We start from the raw sequence: 18,909 nt of genomic DNA on the forward strand, positions 1-18,909 counted from the left end.
CTAGGTGGCGACGGTCTCGACGGTGCGGCGGCCGGCCGCTGGCGTGATGAGCGCCTCGGCCGGCCGCTCTGCAAATCTAGCGCAAGCCAAATACACGAGGTGGCGCGTCGCCCTCTTCGGCGACGTGACGGAGGGGGTTGCCGCCCGCAAACAAGAGTCAAAGTCCCCCTCACCCGGCCATTCGGCCGGGAGCTCCCCCAGGGGGGGAGCATCTGGCTCGGCGGGTCGCCGCCGCCCTCAGTACGGAATCCCGGACCACACATCGGGCTCCCGGGTGGCGACGTCGGCGAGTTCAAGGCTGTCGGGCGACCGGGCCCGCTCGGCGTGGCGCACCGGTATGATCGGGGGCCGCGGCGGTTCGTAGGCGGGGGCGTCCGGCGGCAGTATGGCCGGGAACCAGTCGAAGCCGCGCACCGGCAGGCCTCGGTGGGCCTCGACCATGAACCTGCGCCAGATGTCGGCGGGGATCTGGCCGCCGGTCACCCGGGCCATGGGCCGGTTGTCGTCATTGCCCACCCAGACGGCGCAGAGCCAGTCGGGAGTGAAGCCTACGAACCAGGCGTCGCGGTGGTCCTGGCTGGTGCCGGTCTTGCCGGCGGCCGGACGGCCGAAGCCCGCGCCGCGCGCGGTGCCCGAGGTGATGACCCCCTGCATCATCCGCACCATCTGGGCGGATTCGAACACCGGATAGACCGGGATCGCGGGCCCGGCTTGGCGCTGGTAGAGCGTGCGGCCCCGCGCGTCGGCGATGGCCGAAATCAGGTAGGGCCGGCTCTGGCCGCCGCCGGTCTGCAGCACCTGATAGGCGCTGGCCAGTTGCAGCAGGCTGACCTCGTAGGCGCCCAGCGCCAGGGAGGGCAGGGGATGGACCGGCGTCTCCGCCAGGCCGAACCGGCGGGCCAGGGCGCCGACCTCGTCGAAGCCCGTCTCCCGCGCCAGCCGCACCGAGATGGTGTTGATCGACTGGGCCAGGGCCGCCTGGACGCTGACCTCGCCGCGATAGCCGCCGCCGTAGTTCTGGGGCCGCCAGGCGCCGATGCGGATCGGGGCGTCGCTGCGATGGTCCAGCGGGCGGACCCCGTGTTCCAGGGCCGCAGCCCAGACGATGGGCTTGATCGCCGAGCCGGGCTGGCGCCTCGCCTGGATCACCCGGTTGAAGCGGTCGGTGTCGCGATCGACCCCGCCGACCATGGCCCGGATAGCGCCGTCGGGCGCCATGGCCACCAGCGCCGCCTGGCGCGCGCCACGCGCCCGGCCCTCGCCGGCCATGGCGCGGCGCAGGATGGTCGCGGCCTTCGCCTGGGCGGCCGGGTCGACGGTCAGGTGGATGACCAGGTCGGGAACCTCGTCGCCCACCAGGGCGAGCGCCTGGGCCTGGGCGGCGTCGAGCGCCCAGCCCATGTCGCCCTCGCCGTTCGCCGCGTCCTTGACCACGGCGGGCGGCGGGCCGGCCGCGGCGGCCCGCGCGGTCGTGGGATCGATCCAGTCCATCTCCGCCAGCTGTTCCAGCACCAAGCGGGCGCGGGCCCAGGCGGCGGCGGGATCGTTGCTGGGGGCGAGCTTGCTGGGGGCGCGGGGCAGGGCGGCCAGCAGGGCCGCCTCTGACAGGGTCAGCTCCGACGCCGGCTTGCCGAAATAGGTCTGGGCGGCGGCCGAGATCCCGTAGGCGCGGTCGCCGAAATAGATGCGATTCAGATAGAGCTCCAGCACCTCGTCCTTGCTGAGCATCGCCTCCAGGCGCGCGGCGAGCAGGGTCTCCTGCACCTTGCGGCGCAGGGTCTTTTCCGGCTTGAGGAACAGGGTGCGGGCGAGCTGCTGGCTCAGCGTCGAGCCGCCCTCGACGGTATGACCGGCGCTTTGGTTGGCCCAGGCGGCGCGGGCGATGGCCCGCAGGTCGACGGGGCCATGCTGGTAGAACCGGCGGTCCTCGATGGCCAGGAAGGCCAGGGGCACATGGGCGGGCAGTTCGGCGAGCTTCACCGCCTGGCCGTGGCGGGGCCCGCGATAGGCCACCACCTTGCCGTCGGGCCCTACGAAGGTGGCGCCCGGCGGGCGGCCCACGGCCCACAGCTCCTCCCGCCCCGGTATGGGCGGCAGGTCGCGCATGAAGGCCAGGTCGAAGGCCGCCCAGCCGCCCAGCAGCAGATTGACGATCAGCAGGGCGGTCGACCCGGCGAGGGGCCAGTTGACGGGGCGCCGCGGCCGTACAGGCTCCACGGGTCGCGGGCCATCGCCGGGTAGGACTGAAGCGGCCATACCGAACTCATGGCCGAGGGTCGAAACGGGGGCAAGCCCCCGCGCGCGTCAGGCGAGCGCGAGCAGGAACAGGGGGGCGGCGATCACGGCGACGACCACGGCGAGAACCAGGTCATGGGTGATGCGGTCGGCGCTCGAGGGCGCGACGTCGTTGGGGATGGCGTTCCTTGGGGAGGAGTCCTGGGGTGGGGTCGAGGCCAGGATTGAACGCTCTCGGGGCCGTGGCGACAAACGACCAATAGGGCTTTCAGGTGACTTCAGATCAACCGCGGCGCGGCAGGCCGTCGGCCGAGGCCTGGTCCAGCAGCCAGGTGCGGAAGCGGTGGATGCTGGGCTGGTCCGCCTTTTCCGGCAGGGACAGGACCCAGTGGCTGAAGGGGCTCTCCAGGGTGACGCCGAAGGGTTTGACCAGCCGTCCCGCCGCCAGGTCGTCGAGGATCATGGCCTCCTGGGCGAGCGCCATGCCACGCCCGGTGAGCGCGGCCTCGGCCCTGACCGGCGGTCATGACGACAAGGCGGTGATCAACGAGGTCGAGCGCGGCGAGGACTTCATCAAGGGCAGGTACGAGCACGCCCTGAAGGACGACGGGCTGCCGATGACGGGCCCGCGAGACGGTCCAACGCGCCTACGCAACCATCAAGGCCGACCACGACGAGGTCAGCGCGATCAAGCACTCGCTGAACTAGCCGGGAACTAGCCGGGAACTAGTCGGCGACGAACAGCCGCTTCGACGGACAGAGGTCCGCCACCGGGCAATCCTCGCACTTGGGCCGCCGCGCCACGCAGGTGTAGCGGCCGTGCAGGATCAGCCAGTGGTGGGCCCGCGTCAGATAGGGCTCGGGGACAACGGCCATCAGGTCGGCCTCGACGAGGTCGGGGGTCTTGCCCGCCGACAGTTTCAGGCGGTGGGCGACGCGGAAGACGTGGGTGTCGACGGCGATCGCCGGCTCGATGCGCAGCTCGTTCAGCACCACGCTGGCGGTCTTGCGCCCGACCCCAGGCAGGGCCTGCAGGGCTTCGCGGGTCAGCGGCACCTCGCCGCCGTGCTGGTCGATGATCATCCGGGCCGCCGCCATCACGTTCTTGGCCTTGGTCCGGTAGAGGCCGATCGAGGCGATGAAGGCGATCAGCCCCTCCTCGCCCAGGGCCAGCATCTTCTGGGGCGTGTCGGCGACGGCGAACAGCCTGGCGGTGGCCTTGTTGACGGAGACGTCGGTGGCCTGGGCCGACAGGGCCACGGCGGTGACCAGGGTGTAGGGGCTGTCGTAGTTGAGCTCGGTGCGCGGGTCGTCGGCGAGCGACAGGAACCGGTGGAAGAGCTCCTCGATCCGGGCCCGCTCGGCCGGGGGCAGGGGTTTGCGCGTCGCGAGCTTGGCCATCGCCGCGACCATCGCTTGCGTCGGGCTGCACGCCAAGGCCTTGGCGTAGCCGCAAACAGGTCTATGTTCGGGCCGCGATGGATGGCCTCGTCTATATGGACGCCGTGATCACCCCCAACCGCGCCTTGTCGCAGCGGGGGTTCATCGTGCTGATCTGCATCGTCACCTTCTTCAACTGCGCGGCCGCAGCGGTCTTCCTGGCCATGGGCGCGACCCTGGTGCCGTTCTTCCTGGGCCTGGACGTGCTGGCGGTCACCGCGGCCTTCCTGGCCAGCTACGCCGCCGCCAAGCGCGTCGAGCGAGTGCAGGTGACCTCCCGCGAGGTGCGGGTCCTGCGCGAGACGCCGAACTCCAGCGAACTGGTGTGGGAAAGCCCGACCGCCTTCACCCGCGTCGCCCTGGAGCTGGACGCCGACGAGGTGGTCCAGGCCGTGCGCCTGGCCATCTCCGGCCGCCACGCCTCGGTGGCCATGGCGCTCAGCCCGCCCGAGCGCGCTGATTTCGCCCGGCACCTGGAATGGGCGATCTACGAGGCGCGGCGGGGGTAGGCTACCGCTTGTCCCGCAGGGCCATGCCCTTGACGATCATCATCTTGGCCAGGTTCGCGCCGGGGATGACCATGTTGAGCGTCTCGGCCCCGACATCGAGCAGGAACTGGGTGTCCATCACCTTGCCGAGGTACTGCTCGAAGGTGGCGCCGCCGGTCCGGGTCTCGCCGGTCACCGCGTCGAACTCGACCACCGCCTCCTTGCCGGCGCGGCGATAGCGGAAGGCGTGGACCGGGCGGTAGTAGAGATCCACCGCCTCCACCCGCACCAACTCCTCCAGCACCTTGTCGGCGTCGATCTTGCCGATGGCCGCGGCGATGACGTCGCGGACCACCATCGAGGCCTTGGCCTCGGGCGGCACCACCACCAGCCCCTCGGCGGTGGCCGCGGCCAGGGCGCCGGCGTCGATCTCGATGGCGTCGTGCTGCAGATAGGCCGAGAGGCCGGGCGCGACCTGCTTGGAGAGCCCGTCGATCAGGGTCTCGCGCCGGGTCTCCTCCTTGCAGCTTTCCAGGCCGCGGACCTTGAACTGGCCGGCGACCACCGGCAGCACCTGCTCGCCGATGGTCACCTCGCGGACCTCCGGCAGGACCTTCATCTCGTAGTCGCGGGCGCGCTCATAGGTCGTGGATGTCGACACGGTCAGCCGCCAGAAGGGCTGCAGCCGCCGCTCGCGATAGACGGTCTCGAACTCGTCGTCCTTGGGCTGGGCGAACAGGCCGGTGACCCGCGCCATGGTCCCGAAGGCTTCGATCCGCTTGGACCAGGCGCGGCCCTCGGCGTGCTCCAGGGTGAACCGGTCGGTCATCCGGAACACCCGCTCCTCGGCGAGTTCGACCTGCATGCCATCCTCACAAACCCCGGCGCGGGGCTGTGCGGATTAGGGGCTAGAGAATGAACCGCGACAAGTCCGCGTTCTTGGCCAGGTCGCCGACCCGGGCCTTCACATAGGCCGCGTCGACCGCCACCGTGTCGCCGCCGCGGTCGGAGGCGGTGTAGCTGATCTCCTCCAGCACCTTCTCGATCACGGTCTGCAGGCGCCGGGCGCCGATGTTCTCGACGGCGTTGTTCACGGTCACGGCGGCGTCGGCCATGGCGTCGATGGCGTCCTCGGTGAAGGTCAGGGTCACGCCCTCGGTCGCCAGCAGCGCCTGGTTCTGGCGCACCAGATTGGCCTCCGGTTCGGTGAGGATGCGGCGGAAGTCGTCGCGGCTGAGCGCCTTCAGCTCCACCCGGATCGGCAGGCGGCCCTGCAGCTCGGGCAGCAGGTCCGAGGGCTTGGCCACGTGGAAGGCGCCGGAGGCGATGAACAGGATGTGATCGGTCTTCACCGGCCCGTACTTGGTGGAGACGGTGGTGCCCTCGATCAGCGGCAGCAGGTCGCGCTGCACGCCCTCGCGGCTGACGTCGGCCCCGCCGGCGCGTTCGCGGGAGGAGGCGACCTTGTCGATCTCGTCCAGAAAGACGATGCCCTCGTTCTCGGCCAGAGCCAGGGCTTCCTGGGTCAGGGCCTCCTGGTCCAGCAGCTTGTCGCTCTCCTCGGCGATCAGCGGCGCCCAGGCGCCGGAGACGGTGGTCTTGTGGGTCTTGGTGCGGCCGCCGAAGGCCTTGCCCATCATCTCCGACAGATTCATCACCCCCAGCGAGGCGCCGGGCTGGCCGGGGATGTCGAAGGTGGGCATGCCGCCACCGGTGTCGGCGAGGGTCAGCTCCACCTCCTTGTCGTCCAACTCATTGGCTCGCAGCTTCTTGCGGAAGCTCTCGCGGGCGGCGGTGGAGCCGGGGCCGGTGAGGGCGTCCAGCACCCGCTCCTCTGCGGCGGCCTCGGCCCGGGCGCGGACGGCGGCGCGGCGCTTGTCGCGCACCATGGCCATGGCGCTCTCCACCAGGTCGCGGACGATCTGGTCGACGTCGCGGCCGACATAGCCGACCTCGGTGAACTTGGTGGCCTCGACCTTCAGGAACGGGGCGTGGGCCAGCTTGGCCAGCCGCCGGGCGATCTCGGTCTTGCCGACGCCCGTGGGACCGATCAGCAGGATGTTCTTGGGCGTCACCTCGTCGCGCAGGTCGGCGGGCACTCGCCGACGGCGCCAGCGGTTGCGCAGGGCCACGGCCACGGCCTTCTTGGCCTCGGCGTGGCCGACGATGAAGCGGTCCAGTTCGGAGACGATTTCGCGGGGAGAAAACTCGGTCATGCCCGCCAGATAGTCACGCCGCGGGCTTGGTGACAGGGAGAATCTGGGTGACAGGGAGAATCTGGTCGAACACCAGCTTCCAGCCGTCCTTTCGGCTCTGCCAGACGCGGACATAGTGGCCGCGGCCGGACGCCCCGTCCCGCGTCCAGCCGGCGTCGCCATAGGTCCAGGCCAGGTCGCCGGCGCTCGACGCGCTTCCGCCCAGGGTCTTGAAGGCGATGGCCGGCGCGCGGCCGGCGAGCTCGGCGGCCACGGCGGCGGGGGTCGCGGCGGGGACGGACGGCGATCCGGCGACCCGGGCGTCGGGGGCCAGGGCTGAGAGGTAGGCCGCCTTGGCGTCGGTCGCGGCCTTGGCGGCCAAGGCGGTTTCGGCGGCGCGAACCTGGACCATGGCCGCGTCGGGGGTCAGCTTGCCCCCGGTCGAGGGGGCGAGATAGGCGACATCGGAGCCCTGGGGCGCCGCCGCGCCATGGGCGCTGGCCGCGCCGCCGTCATAGATCCACTTCCAGCCGCCGTCGGCCTGCCTGGCCCAGACCGTGAAGTACCATCCGCTCGGCTTGCCATCGAAGGTGGCCGGGCCGGTGGTGAAGCCGAGATCGCCGGATCGCGCGATCCCAGCCCACAGCGGCCACCAGACCAGGGGCGGGACGGGGCCCTGGTCGGGGCGGGAGTTCAGGAACTCGTGGGCCTTGACCGGATCGGGGGCGAACAGCACCGCGTCGGGGGTCGAGTGTTTCAGGAAGGACCGCTTGACCCCCATGGCCAGGCCGTCGACGGCGAAGGCGCGCTCGGCGGCGACCACCGGGGCGGGATCGCCGCGGGCCTGGGCGAAAACCGGAACTGCGGCCAGAGCCAAGGCGAAGGCGAGGACATGTCGGCGCAAGGGGCATCTCCCGTTATCCGCCGCGAGCATGCGACGGGTCGCGCGCGGCGGAAACGCGAAAAGCGGGCGGAAGACGCGTCGTCAGAGCGTTTCGACCGTCAGCGCCCCATTGGTGTAGACGCAGATTCGGGCCGCGATCCCCATGGCCTTCCGGGCCACCTCCTCGGCTGACAGCGTGCTGTCAGAAAGCGCCAGGGCGGCGGCCAGGGCGTAGTTGCCGCCCGAGCCGATGGCCGCGACCCCGGTTTCCGGCTCGAGCACGTCGCCGACCCCGGTGACGGTGAAGATCGAGTCCTTGTCGGCCACCAGCAGCATGGCCTCCAGCCGGCGCAGATAGCGGTCGGTCCGCCAGTCCTTGGCCAGGTCCACGCAGGCCCGGGCCAGCTGGTCGGGATACTGCTCCAGCTTGGCTTCCAGGCGCTCGATCAGGGTGAAGGCGTCGGCCGTGGCCCCGGCGAAGCCCGCCAGCACCTTGCCGCCCGCCAGGGTGCGGACCTTTCGGGCGTTGCCCTTGACTACGGTCTGGCCCATGGAAACCTGGCCGTCGCCGGCGATCACGGTCTTGCCGTCCTTGCGCACCGCCAGGATGGTCGTGCCGTGCCAGTCCGGAAAATTGCTGTTCGTCATGTCCTGCGATGTGGTCAGGGCCGCGTGGAAGGTCAAGCGCGATGAGTTTCACCGACGACGAGGTCGAACGCTACGCCCGCCACCTGGTGCTGCGCGAGGTGGGCGGTCCGGGCCAGCAGCGGCTGAAGGCCGCCAGCGTGCTGATCGTCGGCGCGGGGGGCCTGGGCGCGCCCGCCGCGCTCTATCTGGCGGCCGCCGGGGTGGGCCGGATCGTCCTGGCCGATCCCGACGTGGTCGACACCTCCAACCTCCAGCGCCAGGTGATCTATGCCGACGCCGATGTGGGCCGCCTCAAGGTCGAGGCGGCCGCCGAGCGCCTGCGGGGCCTCAACCCCCACGTCCATGTGGACTGCGCGCCGGTGCATCTGGAGGCCTGCAATGCCGGGCCCCTGGTGGCGGGGGTCGACCTGGTGCTGGACGGCACCGACGACTTCGCCACCCGCTTCGCCGTCAACGCCGCCTGCGTGGCCCACGAGCGGACCCTGGTCTCCGGCGCCATCGGCCGCTGGACGGGCCAGGTGGGGGTGTTCCGCGGCAAGCCCTGCTACCGCTGCCTGGTCCCCGAAATCCCGCCCGAGGCCGAGACCTGTTCGGCGGTCGGCGTGGTCGGCGCCCTGGCAGGCGTGGTCGGCTCGATGATGGCGCTCGAAGCCATCAAGCTGATCACCAGCGCCGGAGAGCCTCTGTCCGGTCGCCTGCTGATCTACGACGCCCTGGCCGCCGAGACGCGGACGGTGCGCATCGGCGCCGACCCGGAGTGCGAGGTCTGCGGCTAGGCGAAGGCCTTGGCGAGGAAATCCACGGTCTTGCCGAGGATCAACTTCTCGTCCTCTTCCTCCCAACCGCCGTGGCCGGCGCCGGTGACCTCGATGTGTTCATGGCGCTTGCCGGCCGCCTTGAGGGCCGCCGCCATGTAGGCCGATTGCCGGGGCGGCACGACGCCGTCGTCCAAGCCATGGATCAGCAGAACGGGAACCTTGACCTCCGCCGCCCGCAGGGCGGGCGAGGCAGCGATGAGCTTGGCCGATTCCGTCTTCGGGTCGCCCATCCGTTCGACCCACAGCTTGTAGACCAGAGATTCCTCTCCCTCCTCGAAGTCGCGCCGGGTCTCGGCCAGCATCTTGGGCAGGTCGCTGACGCCGGCGATGGACACGGCGGCCTTGTAGAGCTCCGGCCGCCGCACGACGCCCATCAGGGCCGCGTAGCCGCCATAGCTCATCCCGCAGATCGCCACCTTGCCGGGGTCGGCCGCGCCGGTCGCCAACACCTGGGCGACGGCGTCCTCGACATCCTCCTGCATCCGACCGCCCCAATGACCGTGGCCGGCCTCGGTGAACGCCCGCCCATAGCCGGCGGAGCCCCGGAAGTTGGGCTGCAGGACCAGCCATCCCTGGGCCGCGAAGGCCTGGGTGAAGACATCGAACTCGACGCGGTCGCGCGCCTCCGGCCCACCGTGAGGCATGACCACCAGGGGTCGTGGCCCGGCGGCGTTCGGCTTGGTCAGGTAGGCGCGCAGCGACGCCCCGTCGCGGGTCTTCACGTCCAGGCCCTCGACCCGGGCCAGGCCCTCGGCGTTCAGCCATGGCTTGCCCAGGCCCAGGGGCTCGAACCGCGCGGCGGCGGAATCGTAGAAATAGAAGGCGGAATGCACGCCAGGCCCATCGACCCGCGCCAGGTAGCGGGTGTGGTCGCGATTGGTCTGCATCAGACGCACATTGTATTGCTTGCCGAAGAACGACTCCATTCCGCGGAAGTGAGGCGCGAACTTCGGGTCGGCGAAGACATAGGCCGTGCGGTCGTCGGTGAACTCGCCGGCGACGAAATGCCCACGATCGTCGAACAGGGCGCCTTCCATGTCGCGGCCAGGCCGCGCCGCGACGACCTCGCCGAGCGCATGGGTGCGGATATCGTAGCGTCGTATGGTCGCCGCGCCGTCCTGCGAACCCCGGGTTCGCGCAAGGAACACGCCGGCCTGTTCGGTGGGACCGACGAACTCGAAGTTCGGCCGGAACCATTCCGAGCGCCGCACGACCTGGCGGAGCGGCTTCCATTCGGTCTCGCCCTCCGTGCGGCTGAGCACGGTGGTGATCGTTCCTCTTTCGTTGGTGTCGTAGCGAAGCACGGGCTTGCCGCCCTGGGCCGCCCAACCGGTCGTCTGGCCGCCGCCGCGTTCGAGGAACGCGGCCTCGCCGGTGTGTACGTTGAGATGATGCAGGCTGAAGGCGGGCGCTCCGCCGTCATAGGCCATCATCATGATGCGGTCGTCGTCGTCCGGCATCAGGTCGATCAGCATGGCCAGATCGAAGTTGACGCGTTGGAAGCGCTTCAGATCCCCGAACATCAGGACAGGATTGGACCCATCGGCGCCGATGGCCATCATCCGCCGGAACCGGCTCGTGTGCTTCCGCCCGAGGTTCGAGCCGGTCTCCCGAAATATCTCCTCGCGTTCGATGAGGAAGGAGACCAGCAGGCGCTTGTCGCTGGCCCAGGCCAGGCGGTCGACCGTGTAGTTCCCCAGCACCACCAGCTTGGGCTCGGCGCTGGGCGCGTCGGCGTCGATGAGGTGGAGGTAGGCCAGCCGTTCGCTGTCCTTGCCGCGCTGGAACATCACGGCGATCTGCTTGCCGTTGGGCGACATGGCCGCGTCGCGGGCGAGCGGCGGCCTGATCAGGTCCTCCAGGCTCGGCGGCGGCGTGGTCGCCCGCACGGCCGTAGGCGCGACCAGGGGCAAGGCCCCGATGAGGCCCATGGCCCCTCGTCTGCTGAACATTCAACCGCCCCCCGGCGTCACAACCTACGAGCGCAGGCTTGGCCGTGGGCGCGCCGCCCGTCAACCGGGAATGACGGCCGCTGCTAAAGCATCGACGTCAGCACCCGGTCGGGGGGGCGGTGGCCGTCCATCCAGGTCTTGAGGTTGATAATCACCTTCTCGCCCATGTCGGTGCGGGCCTCGACCGTGGCCGAGCCCAGGTGGGGCAGGAGGACGGCGTTGGGCAGCTTGAGCAGCTTGGGATTGATCGCCGGTTCGAACTCGAAGACGTCCAGGCCCGCCCCGCCGATGGCGCCCTGGGCCAGCAGTTCGGTGAGCGCGCCCTCGTCGATGATCTCGCCGCGGGCGGTGTTGACCACGATGGCGTGGGACTGGAGCAGCTTCAGCCGCCGCGCCGACAGCAGATGGTAGGTGGCCGGCGTGTGCGGGCAGTTGACCGAGATGATGTCCATGCGGGCCAGCATCTGGTCGAGGCTCTCCCAGTAGGTGGCCTCGAGCTCTTCGGCGATCAGGTGACTGACCGGCTTGCGGTTGTGGTAGTGGATCTGCATGCCGAAGGCCCGGGCGCGGCGCGCCACCGCCTGGCCGATCCGGCCCATGCCGATGATCCCCAACCGTTTGCCGTTGACCCGCCGGCCCATCATCCAGGTGGGGGTCCAGCCGGTGAAGCTTCCGGCCTGGACAACCTCGGCGCCTTCCACGATCCGGCGCGAGACCGCCATGATCAGGGCCATTGTCAGGTCGGCGGTGTCCTCGGTGAGTACGCCGGGCGTATTGGTCACCGCGATGCCGCGGGCGTTGGCGGCGGCCACGTCGATATGGTCGACGCCCATGCCGAAATTGGCGATCAGCTTCAGGCGCTCGCCCGCCCCGGCCAGCAGGTCGGCGTCGATCCGGTCGGTGATGGTGGGCACCAGGGCGTCGGCGCGACTCAAGGCGTCGGCCAGCGCGGCGCGGCTCATGGGCGCGTCGTCGAGGTTGAGCTCGGTGTCGAACAACTCGCGCATCCGCGTCTCCACCACATCGGGGAGTCGGCGGGTTACGATGACTTTCGGCTTGCGGGCGGCCATGGGCGTCTGAAAGGAATCTTTAACTGCGCGTGGCGCGCTTTGAGTTGTGACCAGGAACCTCTAGCAAAGCCCCTATGGACGGCCAAGGCGAGCCTCATCTGATCGAGCGTGACAATTGGGCGGCGCCGTTGTTTGCGGCGGTGCTGCTGTGCGCCCTTTCCTGCCTGCCGGCCCAGGCGGCCGATCGGGCCACCCCGTCGGGCTATCCCGTACCCCGCTATATCACCCTGAAGTTCGACGAGGTCTATGCCCGAGCGGGTCCGGGGGAGGATCATCGGCTGCTCTGGGTCTACCGGGTCAAGGGCCTGCCGGTGCAGGTGGTGGCCGAGAACAGCGAGTGGCGGCGCGTCTGCGACCCCTCCGGCGGGGTCGCCTGGGTCCACAAGCGGCTCACCGACGGGCGGCGCAACGTTCTCATCGCCCAAGCCACGCGCGTGGCGGTGCGCAAGAAACCCAAGGCCGACGCCCAGATCGTCGCCTATCTGAACCCCAGGTCGCTGGCCGCGTTGACCCGGTGCGACAAGGGCTGGTGCAAGGTCCGGCTGGACGGCGCATCGGGGTGGACGCAGGCGCGGGGCCTCTGGGGCGTGTCGGACGCCCTGCAGTGCAAGGCTCCCGCCCGCCGTTGAGCCCCGGCGTTGAGCAACCGGGCCGGCTCTGCTAGGCCGTGACCCAGACGATTTCATCGGCCCCCAGGGCCGCCGACAAGAAAGCCGACCATGATCCAGGGCGCCAAGGCCAAGGACCACTACAGCCTCGAGGAACTCCTGGCCTGTGGCCGGGGCGAGATGTTCGGGCCGGGCAACGCCCAGCTCCCCGTCCCCCCGATGCTGATGTTCGACCGGATCACCAAGATCGCCGACGCCGGCGGCCTGCACGGCAAGGGCCATGTCGAGGCCGAGCTCGACGTGAACCCGGACCTCTGGTTCTTCCAGTGCCACTTCATCAACGATCCCGTCATGCCCGGCTGCCTGGGCCTGGACGCCATGTGGCAGCTCGTGGGCTTCTTCCTCGGCTGGTCCGGCGCGCCGGGCAAGGGCCGGGCCCTGGGCGTCGGCGAGGTCAAGTTCACCGGCCAGGTGACGCCCAAGGTCTCCAAGCTGGTCTACAAGATCGACCTCAAGCGGGTGATCATCCGCAAGCTGGTCATGGGGATCGGCGACGGGGTGCTGGAAGCCGACGGCAAGCCCATCTACGAGGCCAAGGACCTGCGCGTCGGTTTGTTCGACGCCAAGGATTTGGTCTAGGGAGGCCGCCATGCGTCGCGTCGTCGTCACGGGTATCGGGATCGTCTCCTCGATCGGCAACAACGCAAACGAGGTCCTGGCCTCGCTGCGGGAAGCCAAGTCGGGGATCAGCTTCTCTCCGGAATATGCCGAGCTGGGTTTCCGCTCGCAGGTCCACGCCGCCCCGGCCATCGAGTGGGAAGGCATGGTCGACCGCCGCGCCGCCCGCTTCCTGGCCCAGGGCACGGCCTTCGGCCACATCGCCATGGAGCAGGCCATCGCCGACTCCGGCCTGGAGGAGGCCGAGGTCTCCAACGCGCGGACCGGCCTGATCGTCGGCTCGGGCGGGCCCTCGACGAAATCCATCGTCGAGGCGGCCCACACCGCCAAGGAGCGCGGCCCCAAGCGGGTCGGCCCGTTCGCCGTGCCCAAGGCGATGAGCTCCGGCGCGTCTGCGACGCTGGCCACCTGGTTCAAGATCAAGGGCCTGAACTTCTCGATCTCCTCGGCCTGCGCCACCTCCACCCACTGCATCGGCTCGGGCTACGAGCAGATCCAGCTCGGCAAGCAGGACATCGTCTTCGCCGGCGGGACCGAGGAGCTGGACTGGACCCTGTCGGTGCTGTTCGACGCCATGGGCGCCATGAGCTCCAACTTCAACGAGAAGCCGGCCACCGCCAGCCGCGCCTATGACGTGGCCCGCGACGGCTTCGTGATCGCCGGCGGCGCCGGGATCGTGGTGCTGGAAGAGTACGAGCACGCCAAGGCCCGCGGGGCCAAGATCTATGGCGAGATCGTCGGTTACGCCGCCAATTCCGACGGCTTCGACATGGTCGCCCCGTCCGGCGAGGGCGCGGTGCGCTGCATGCGCCTGGCCATGGACGGCCTGGGCGGGCGCAAGATCGACTATCTGAACCCGCACGGCACCTCGACCCCGGTGGGGGATTCCAAGGAGATGGGCGCGGTGCGCGAGGTCTTCGGCTCCAACGTGCCGCTGATCTCCTCGACCAAGTCGCTGACCGGCCACAGCCTGGGCGCGGCCGGGGCGCAGGAGGCCATCTACTCGATCCTGATGCTCAACAACGGCTTCGCCGCCGAGAGCGCCCACATCGAGAACCTGGACCCTGAATTCGCCGACCTGCCGATCCTGCGCCAGCGCAAGGACGTGGAGCTGCAGACGGTGATGTCCAACAGCTTCGGCTTCGGCGGCACTAATGGCTGCCTGGTGATGGCGCGGGTCTAGGGCCGACCTTCCCGCTGCCATTTCATCGAATAGGCATCGAGCGGAAACTCGTCGCCGCGTGCTGTTAGAGATCCGCCCTTCTCAATGAAGTCGTGCAGCAGGTCCTGCGCCAGGGCGATCGCCAGGCACAGGGCCTGAAACGAGTCTTCGCCCGTGATGTCAGACAGCTTGGCATAGAGGGGGTGCAATGACACCGGACACCGCCACGCCCCCGATGGGTCGGGGTAGGGCGCGCCAATCTCCAGGGAAATCTCGAAGTCCTCCTCTCCCGGAACCGAGGCGCCCAAGGTAATGCTTGCGACTGTTGCCGACATGATCCGCGCCACACCGATTGGTTGAAATTAGAGGGTAGAGTGTCGGTGACCATGCGGCTAGGGCGGGCCGTGCTGGCAGCTTGTTCATTTCGCCGTCGTCGGCTGGCAGAGGTTGCCGCTTGCGTGCTCCAACGCGCGAGTCCACAAACCCGCACGAAAAACGCGAGGGAGACGCGCATGGCCAAGGATGGCTGGGACTTGCCCACGGGCGAGCTGATGAAGGGCAAGAAGGGCGTTGTGATCGGCGTGGCCAATCACGACTCCATCGCCTGGGGCATCGCCTCGCAACTCGCCGCCCAGGGCGCCGAGATGGCCCTGTTCCACCTGCCGGGCATGGAGCGCCGGGTCCAGCCCCTGGGCGAGAGCATCGGGGTCAAGACCATCGTCCCCGTCGACGTCACCCAGGACGACCAGATGGACGCGGCCTTCGCCGCCGTCGAGACGGCCTTCGGGACCATCGACTTCTTCGTCCACGCCATCGCCTACGCCCCGCGCGACCAGATCAAGGGCAGCTTCGTCGACAACGCCAGCCGCGAGGGCTTCCTGCAGGCCATGGACATCTCGGCCTACAGCTTCGTCGACTGCGCCCGGCGCGCCGAGAAGCTGATGCCGAATGGCGGCTCGATCATCTGCCTGACCTATATGGGCTCGGAACGCGCCATCCCGAACTACAACACCATGGGGGTGGCCAAGGCCGCCCTGGAGGCCGCCAGCCGCTATGTGGCCCGCGACCTCGGCCCCAAGGGCATTCGTGTCAACGCGTTGTCACCCGGCGCCATGCGCACCCTGTCCCTGGCCGGGATCTCCGGCGGCAAGGGCATGCTGGCCAAGGGCCGCGACCTCTCGGCCATGAAGCAGGACACCTCGATGGAAGGGGTGGCCGGCGCCGCCCTGTGGCTGCTGTCGGACCTCGGCCGCTCGACCACGGGCGAGCTGATCCACGTGGACGCCGGCTTCCACATGATGGGCTTCACCGAGGACGAGGAAGCCTAGCTCGAATAGGCCTTCATGAACCTGCGCGCGGCCTCGCAGGCGACGTGGTCGATCTGGCCGGCGGTCAAGTCGCGTCCCACGCCCAGCAGGTGGGCGAGCTGATGCGTGCCGATCACCATGCCGGCGAAGAACTCGGCCGCCAGGGCCGGGTCGTCCACCGCCAGGCGACCGGCGGCGGTTTCCATCTCCAGGAACCGGGCCAGCCTGCGCCGTGACGTGACGGGGCCGGATTCGTAGAAGGCTCGGGCCAGCTCGGGCAGCTCCACCGCGCCCTGGACGGTCATGCGCAGCATGGAAGTCCCGCGCGGGGCCATCACCGCTTCGATCATCACCCGGCCGAAGGCGGCCAGCGCCTCCTCGGGGTGCTCTTGGGCGCCCGGCGTCATAAGGGGGGCGGTGATCTCGGAGACCCGGCGGTCGACGATGGCGCGCATCAGCTCTGCCTTGGAGCCGTAGTGATTGTAGACCGTCTGCTTGGAGACCCCGGCGCGGCGGGCGATCAGCTCCACCGAGGCCGAAAGGCCGCGCTCGCCGAACACCAGGGCGGCGGCGTCGAGAATGGCCTCGGTCTTGGCGAGGTCGATCTGTCCGGCCAGCCTGGGCATCAGCGGCCCTCGGCCTGGGCCGGGACCGGCGCGGCCTTGGCGGGCTTGGCGAAGATCCCCAGCACCGCGGCGGCGGCGCAGGCCAGGGCCAGGAAGGCGAAGCCGTCGGCGAAGCCCATGACGCTCGCCTCCCGCCGCAGCATCATGCCGAGCGCCTTGTTGGCCGCGCCCTCGGGGTCGGCCATGCCGCGCTGGGTCATCAGGCTGGTGAAGCCCTGGACCAGGTCCTGGGCCGCGGGATTGGCGCTGGTCAGGGCCGCCGAGAGGTCCCCCAGGTGGACGGCGGTCTGGTGGCTGAGCACGGTGGTCAGCAGGGCCATGCCCACCGCGCCGCCCACGTTGCGCAGCAGGTTCACCAGGCCCGAGGCGTCCTTCATCATCGAGGCCGGCAGGGTGGAGACCGAGAGCTGGGACGCCGCGATCATCGCCGTCATCACCCCCATGCCGCGGAACACCTGCAGGACGGCGAAGTCCCAGAACCCCCAGTCGGCGTTGACGTGGGAGCCCAGGCCGATGCCGTAGGCGGTGAGGCCGAAGCCCAGCACCAGGGGAATGCGGGCGTCCAGCGCGCGGACCATGCGGCCGGCCACGGGGGCCATGGCGAACATGACCAGGCCGGAGACCAGCATGGTGGTGCCCACCTCGGCGGCCGAATAGCGCAGCACCTGGCCCAGGAAGAGCGGCAGGATGAAGGTGCCGCCGAACAGCCCCGCCCCGGCCACGAAGTTCATCACGGCGCCGAGCGCGAAGTTGCGGTCGGCGAACGGCTTCAGCGAGACGATGGGCTGGCGGTAGTTGAGCTGGCGCAGGATGAAGCTCACCCCGGTGACGAGGGCCAGGATGGTCAGGCCCACGATCAGCTCGTCGTCGAACCAGCCCTCGCTGGCGCCCTCCTCCAGCACGTACTGCATGGAGAGCAGGGCTACGGTCATCAGCACCAGGCCCACCCAGTCGACGCCCTTGCCCAGGCGCGGATCGCCCCGGTCGAAGTCGGCGTAGCGCGAGACCAGGAACATCACCACCAGCCCGATCGGGACATTGATGAAGAACAGCCAATGCCAGGACAGGGCGTCGGTGAGGTGGCCGCCCAGCGTCGGCCCGACCGTGGGCGCCAGGGTCACCACCAGGCCGAACACCACATTGGCGGTGACCCGCCGCTCCTGGGGGAAGACCGTCATGGCGGTGGCGAAGGCCGCCGGGATCATCGCCCCGGCCGCCAGGCCCTGCATCGTCCGTGTCAGGATCATCGTCTCGATACTGGTCGAGAAGCCGGTCATCACCGAGGTGACCACGAAGGCGCCGCAGGCCCAGACATAGACCGTGCGGGTGCTCCACATCTTCGACAGGTAGGCGGTGAGCGGAATGATCACCACCTCGGCCAGCAGGTAGCTGGTCTGCACCCAGCTGATCTCGTCGGCGGTCGCCCCGATCCCCGCCTGGATCTGTGACAGCGAGGCCGCGACGATCTGGATGTCGAGCACGGCCATGAACTGGCCCAGCACCATGCCCCCGAAGCCCAGGAAGACCGCGGTCCAGTTGACCTCGCCGGTCGGCCGTCGGTGGCGGACCAGGGGGTCGGCGTCGTGAGCGCCGTGGGGGAGGGGTTCGGGCGCCAAGGCGCGGCTCAGCGCGAGACGCCGTGGCGGGCGTATTGGGGCGCGGCGCTGGTCTCGGCGAAGCTGGGACCGGTGTCGGCGGTGACGTCGACCTTGACCTGCACCGACAGGCCGGGCCGCAGGGCGCCGGCCAGGGGCGATTTGGGATCGACCACGATCTTCACCGGCAGGCGTTGGGCGATCTTGGTGAAGTTGCCGACCGCGTTCTCCACCGGGATCATGGCGAACTCAGACCCAGTGGCGGGCGCGAAGCTGTCGATGTGGCCCGCGATGGTCTGCTTGCCGAAGGCGTCGGCGCGGATGGTCACCGGCTGGCCGATACGCAGCCGGGCGACCTGGGTCTCCTTGAAGTTCGCGACCACATAGGCCTCGCCCAGGGGCACCACGCTCATCAGGGCCGAGCCCGGCCGCACATACTGGCCCTGCCGCACGGCCCGCGCGCCGATCACGCCCGCCACCGGGGCGCGGATCTCGGTGCGGTCAAGGTCGATGCGCGCCTGGTCGACGGCGGCGCGGGCCGCCTGGGCCTGGGCCAGGGTCTGGGCGCGGACCGAGCTCAGGGAGGCGGCGGTGCGGCGTTCGGCCTCCAGGGTGGCGCGGGCCTGGGCGACGCCGGCGGTGGCCTGGCTGGCCGCGGCGCGGGCCGACTGGGCGCGCTGCGGCGAGACCCAGCCCTGGCTGGCCAGGGCGCCGTAGCGGGCGAGCTCGGCCTGGGCCATCTGGGCGCCGGCGTCGGCGCTCTGCACGCCCGCGGCCTTCTGGGCGATCATCGCCTGTTCCAGCCGCGCCTTGTCGTCGACGCCCCGGACGGCGGCGTCCAGAGCCTCGGCGTTGGCCTCGGCCTGGGCCAGCCGCGCCTTCAGCGGGCCGGCGTCCAGGCGCACCAGGACCTGACCGGCGGCCACCCGGACATTGTCGCCCACCAGCACCTCGGCGACATAGCCGTCCACCTGGGGCGCCACGGTGACCTTGTCGGCCTCGACGAAGGCGTTGTCGGTGTTCTCGTGCTTCTGCTTGTCGACCCACCACAGGCCTCCGCCCACGACCAGCACGGCGGCGGTCAGGGACGCGGCGGCGATGGGAACAAGCCTCTTGGGAAGGGCCATGCAATGAACTCGAAAAGGGTCAAAACCGGACGACGGGGTCCAAATCAAAACCGGACCGGAGCCCGGGCGCAGCAATG

The 18,909-nt window shown here is 69.9% G+C and carries 21 protein-coding genes; 7 read left to right on the forward strand and 14 right to left on the reverse strand.

The features are described 5' to 3' along the window. Positions 1 to 237: 237 nt before the first annotated feature. From Q8Q77_RS12410 to Q8Q77_RS12420, 3 genes are read right to left on the reverse strand one after another with little or no spacing between them, the layout of a single operon-like run. Entirely contained in the window at positions 238 to 2,256 is a 2,019-nt protein-coding gene (locus Q8Q77_RS12410; protein WP_305583891.1) for a transglycosylase domain-containing protein, read from the reverse strand. A gap of 48 nt (positions 2,257 to 2,304) precedes the next feature. Beyond that, on the reverse strand, positions 2,305 to 2,487 hold the full coding sequence (locus Q8Q77_RS12415) for a hypothetical protein (protein ID WP_305583892.1): 183 nt from the start codon (positions 2,485 to 2,487) through the stop codon (positions 2,305 to 2,307). A gap of 31 nt (positions 2,488 to 2,518) precedes the next feature. Beyond that, a complete protein-coding gene (locus Q8Q77_RS12420; RefSeq protein ID WP_305583893.1) occupies positions 2,519 to 2,719 on the reverse strand; it encodes a hypothetical protein in 201 nt (66 codons plus the stop codon). Between Q8Q77_RS12420 and Q8Q77_RS12425 the strand changes: the two genes are divergently transcribed. After that, positions 2,718 to 2,954: a hypothetical protein gene (locus tag Q8Q77_RS12425; protein WP_305583894.1), complete on the forward strand. Its 237-nt coding sequence runs from the start codon at positions 2,718 to 2,720 to the stop codon at positions 2,952 to 2,954. The two genes, Q8Q77_RS12420 and Q8Q77_RS12425, sit on opposite strands and share 2 nt — an antisense overlap. Before the next feature lie 7 nt (positions 2,955 to 2,961). Here Q8Q77_RS12425 and nth read toward each other — a convergent pair whose 3' ends face one another. After that, positions 2,962 to 3,636, reverse strand: coding sequence for an endonuclease III (gene nth / locus Q8Q77_RS12430; RefSeq protein WP_305583895.1), 675 nt, complete (start codon positions 3,634 to 3,636; stop codon positions 2,962 to 2,964). A gap of 77 nt (positions 3,637 to 3,713) precedes the next feature. Between nth and Q8Q77_RS12435 the strand changes: the two genes are divergently transcribed. Continuing rightward, the gene (locus tag Q8Q77_RS12435; RefSeq protein ID WP_305583896.1) at positions 3,714 to 4,184 is read left to right on the forward strand and encodes a DUF2244 domain-containing protein; all 471 of its coding nucleotides are present in this window, start codon (positions 3,714 to 3,716) and stop codon (positions 4,182 to 4,184) included. Between the two features lies 1 nt (position 4,185). Here Q8Q77_RS12435 and Q8Q77_RS12440 read toward each other — a convergent pair whose 3' ends face one another. The 4 genes from Q8Q77_RS12440 to hslV all read right to left on the reverse strand — a co-directional run bounded on the left by Q8Q77_RS12440 (position 4,186) and on the right by hslV (position 7,889). Continuing rightward, entirely contained in the window at positions 4,186 to 5,028 is an 843-nt protein-coding gene (locus Q8Q77_RS12440) for a hypothetical protein (RefSeq protein ID WP_305583897.1), read from the reverse strand. A 43-nt stretch (positions 5,029 to 5,071) separates the two neighbouring features. Continuing rightward, the gene (hslU, locus tag Q8Q77_RS12445; RefSeq protein ID WP_305583898.1) at positions 5,072 to 6,379 is read right to left on the reverse strand and encodes an ATP-dependent protease ATPase subunit HslU; all 1,308 of its coding nucleotides are present in this window, start codon (positions 6,377 to 6,379) and stop codon (positions 5,072 to 5,074) included. A 13-nt stretch (positions 6,380 to 6,392) separates the two neighbouring features. Beyond that, complete coding sequence (locus Q8Q77_RS12450; protein ID WP_305583899.1) at positions 6,393 to 7,262, reverse strand: DUF4440 domain-containing protein; 870 nt, start codon at positions 7,260 to 7,262, stop codon at positions 6,393 to 6,395. Between the two features lie 81 nt (positions 7,263 to 7,343). Next, on the reverse strand, positions 7,344 to 7,889 hold the full coding sequence (gene hslV / locus Q8Q77_RS12455) for an ATP-dependent protease subunit HslV (protein WP_305583975.1): 546 nt from the start codon (positions 7,887 to 7,889) through the stop codon (positions 7,344 to 7,346). A 41-nt stretch (positions 7,890 to 7,930) separates the two neighbouring features. Between hslV and Q8Q77_RS12460 the strand changes: the two genes are divergently transcribed. Next, positions 7,931 to 8,665 carry a molybdopterin-synthase adenylyltransferase MoeB gene (locus tag Q8Q77_RS12460; protein WP_305583900.1) on the forward strand — a complete coding sequence of 245 codons (735 nt, stop codon included), beginning with the start codon at positions 7,931 to 7,933 and terminating at the stop codon, positions 8,663 to 8,665. Here Q8Q77_RS12460 and Q8Q77_RS12465 read toward each other — a convergent pair. Both Q8Q77_RS12465 and Q8Q77_RS12470 read right to left on the reverse strand, forming a co-directional pair. Then, on the reverse strand, positions 8,662 to 10,659 hold the full coding sequence (locus Q8Q77_RS12465; protein WP_305583901.1) for a S9 family peptidase: 1,998 nt from the start codon (positions 10,657 to 10,659) through the stop codon (positions 8,662 to 8,664). The genes Q8Q77_RS12460 and Q8Q77_RS12465 overlap by 4 nt on opposite strands. A gap of 83 nt (positions 10,660 to 10,742) precedes the next feature. Then, complete coding sequence (locus tag Q8Q77_RS12470; protein WP_305583902.1) at positions 10,743 to 11,729, reverse strand: D-glycerate dehydrogenase; 987 nt, start codon at positions 11,727 to 11,729, stop codon at positions 10,743 to 10,745. 74 nt (positions 11,730 to 11,803) lie between these two features. Here Q8Q77_RS12470 and Q8Q77_RS12475 point away from each other — a divergent pair, with 74 nt between their 5' ends. The 3 genes from Q8Q77_RS12475 to fabB all read left to right on the forward strand — a co-directional run bounded on the left by Q8Q77_RS12475 (position 11,804) and on the right by fabB (position 14,198). Next, positions 11,804 to 12,358, forward strand: coding sequence for an SH3 domain-containing protein (locus Q8Q77_RS12475; protein WP_305583903.1), 555 nt, complete (start codon positions 11,804 to 11,806; stop codon positions 12,356 to 12,358). Positions 12,359 to 12,448: 90 nt separating this feature from the next. After that, positions 12,449 to 12,976 (forward strand): 3-hydroxyacyl-[acyl-carrier-protein] dehydratase FabA, encoded by a 528-nt coding sequence (gene fabA / locus Q8Q77_RS12480; protein WP_305583904.1) that lies wholly within the window; start codon positions 12,449 to 12,451, stop codon positions 12,974 to 12,976. 10 nt (positions 12,977 to 12,986) lie between these two features. Continuing rightward, complete coding sequence (gene fabB / locus Q8Q77_RS12485) at positions 12,987 to 14,198, forward strand: beta-ketoacyl-ACP synthase I (RefSeq protein ID WP_305583905.1); 1,212 nt, start codon at positions 12,987 to 12,989, stop codon at positions 14,196 to 14,198. Here fabB and Q8Q77_RS12490 read toward each other — a convergent pair. Further along, positions 14,195 to 14,512 (reverse strand): hypothetical protein, encoded by a 318-nt coding sequence (locus Q8Q77_RS12490; protein ID WP_305583906.1) that lies wholly within the window; start codon positions 14,510 to 14,512, stop codon positions 14,195 to 14,197. The genes fabB and Q8Q77_RS12490 overlap by 4 nt on opposite strands. 177 nt (positions 14,513 to 14,689) lie before the next feature. Here Q8Q77_RS12490 and Q8Q77_RS12495 point away from each other — a divergent pair, with 177 nt between their 5' ends. Next, entirely contained in the window at positions 14,690 to 15,505 is an 816-nt protein-coding gene (locus Q8Q77_RS12495) for an enoyl-ACP reductase (RefSeq protein ID WP_305583907.1), read from the forward strand. On the opposite strand, the gene Q8Q77_RS12500 is transcribed toward Q8Q77_RS12495, so the two are convergent. Genes Q8Q77_RS12500 through Q8Q77_RS12510 form a run of 3 tightly spaced genes read right to left on the reverse strand, consistent with a single transcriptional unit; the run spans position 15,502 to position 18,832 of the window. Beyond that, a complete protein-coding gene (locus Q8Q77_RS12500) occupies positions 15,502 to 16,110 on the reverse strand; it encodes a TetR/AcrR family transcriptional regulator (RefSeq protein ID WP_305583908.1) in 609 nt (202 codons plus the stop codon). The genes Q8Q77_RS12495 and Q8Q77_RS12500 overlap by 4 nt on opposite strands. Continuing rightward, positions 16,110 to 17,681 (reverse strand): DHA2 family efflux MFS transporter permease subunit, encoded by a 1,572-nt coding sequence (locus Q8Q77_RS12505; RefSeq protein ID WP_371130451.1) that lies wholly within the window; start codon positions 17,679 to 17,681, stop codon positions 16,110 to 16,112. Before Q8Q77_RS12505 ends, Q8Q77_RS12500 begins: the two co-directional genes overlap by 1 nt. Positions 17,682 to 17,734: 53 nt before the next feature. Beyond that, positions 17,735 to 18,832 (reverse strand): HlyD family secretion protein, encoded by a 1,098-nt coding sequence (locus tag Q8Q77_RS12510; RefSeq protein WP_305583910.1) that lies wholly within the window; start codon positions 18,830 to 18,832, stop codon positions 17,735 to 17,737. Positions 18,833 to 18,909: the final 77 nt, after the last annotated feature.

The sequence above is a fragment of the Phenylobacterium sp. genome, assembly GCF_030698145.1.
Classification (GTDB): Bacteria; Pseudomonadota; Alphaproteobacteria; order Caulobacterales; family Caulobacteraceae; genus Phenylobacterium.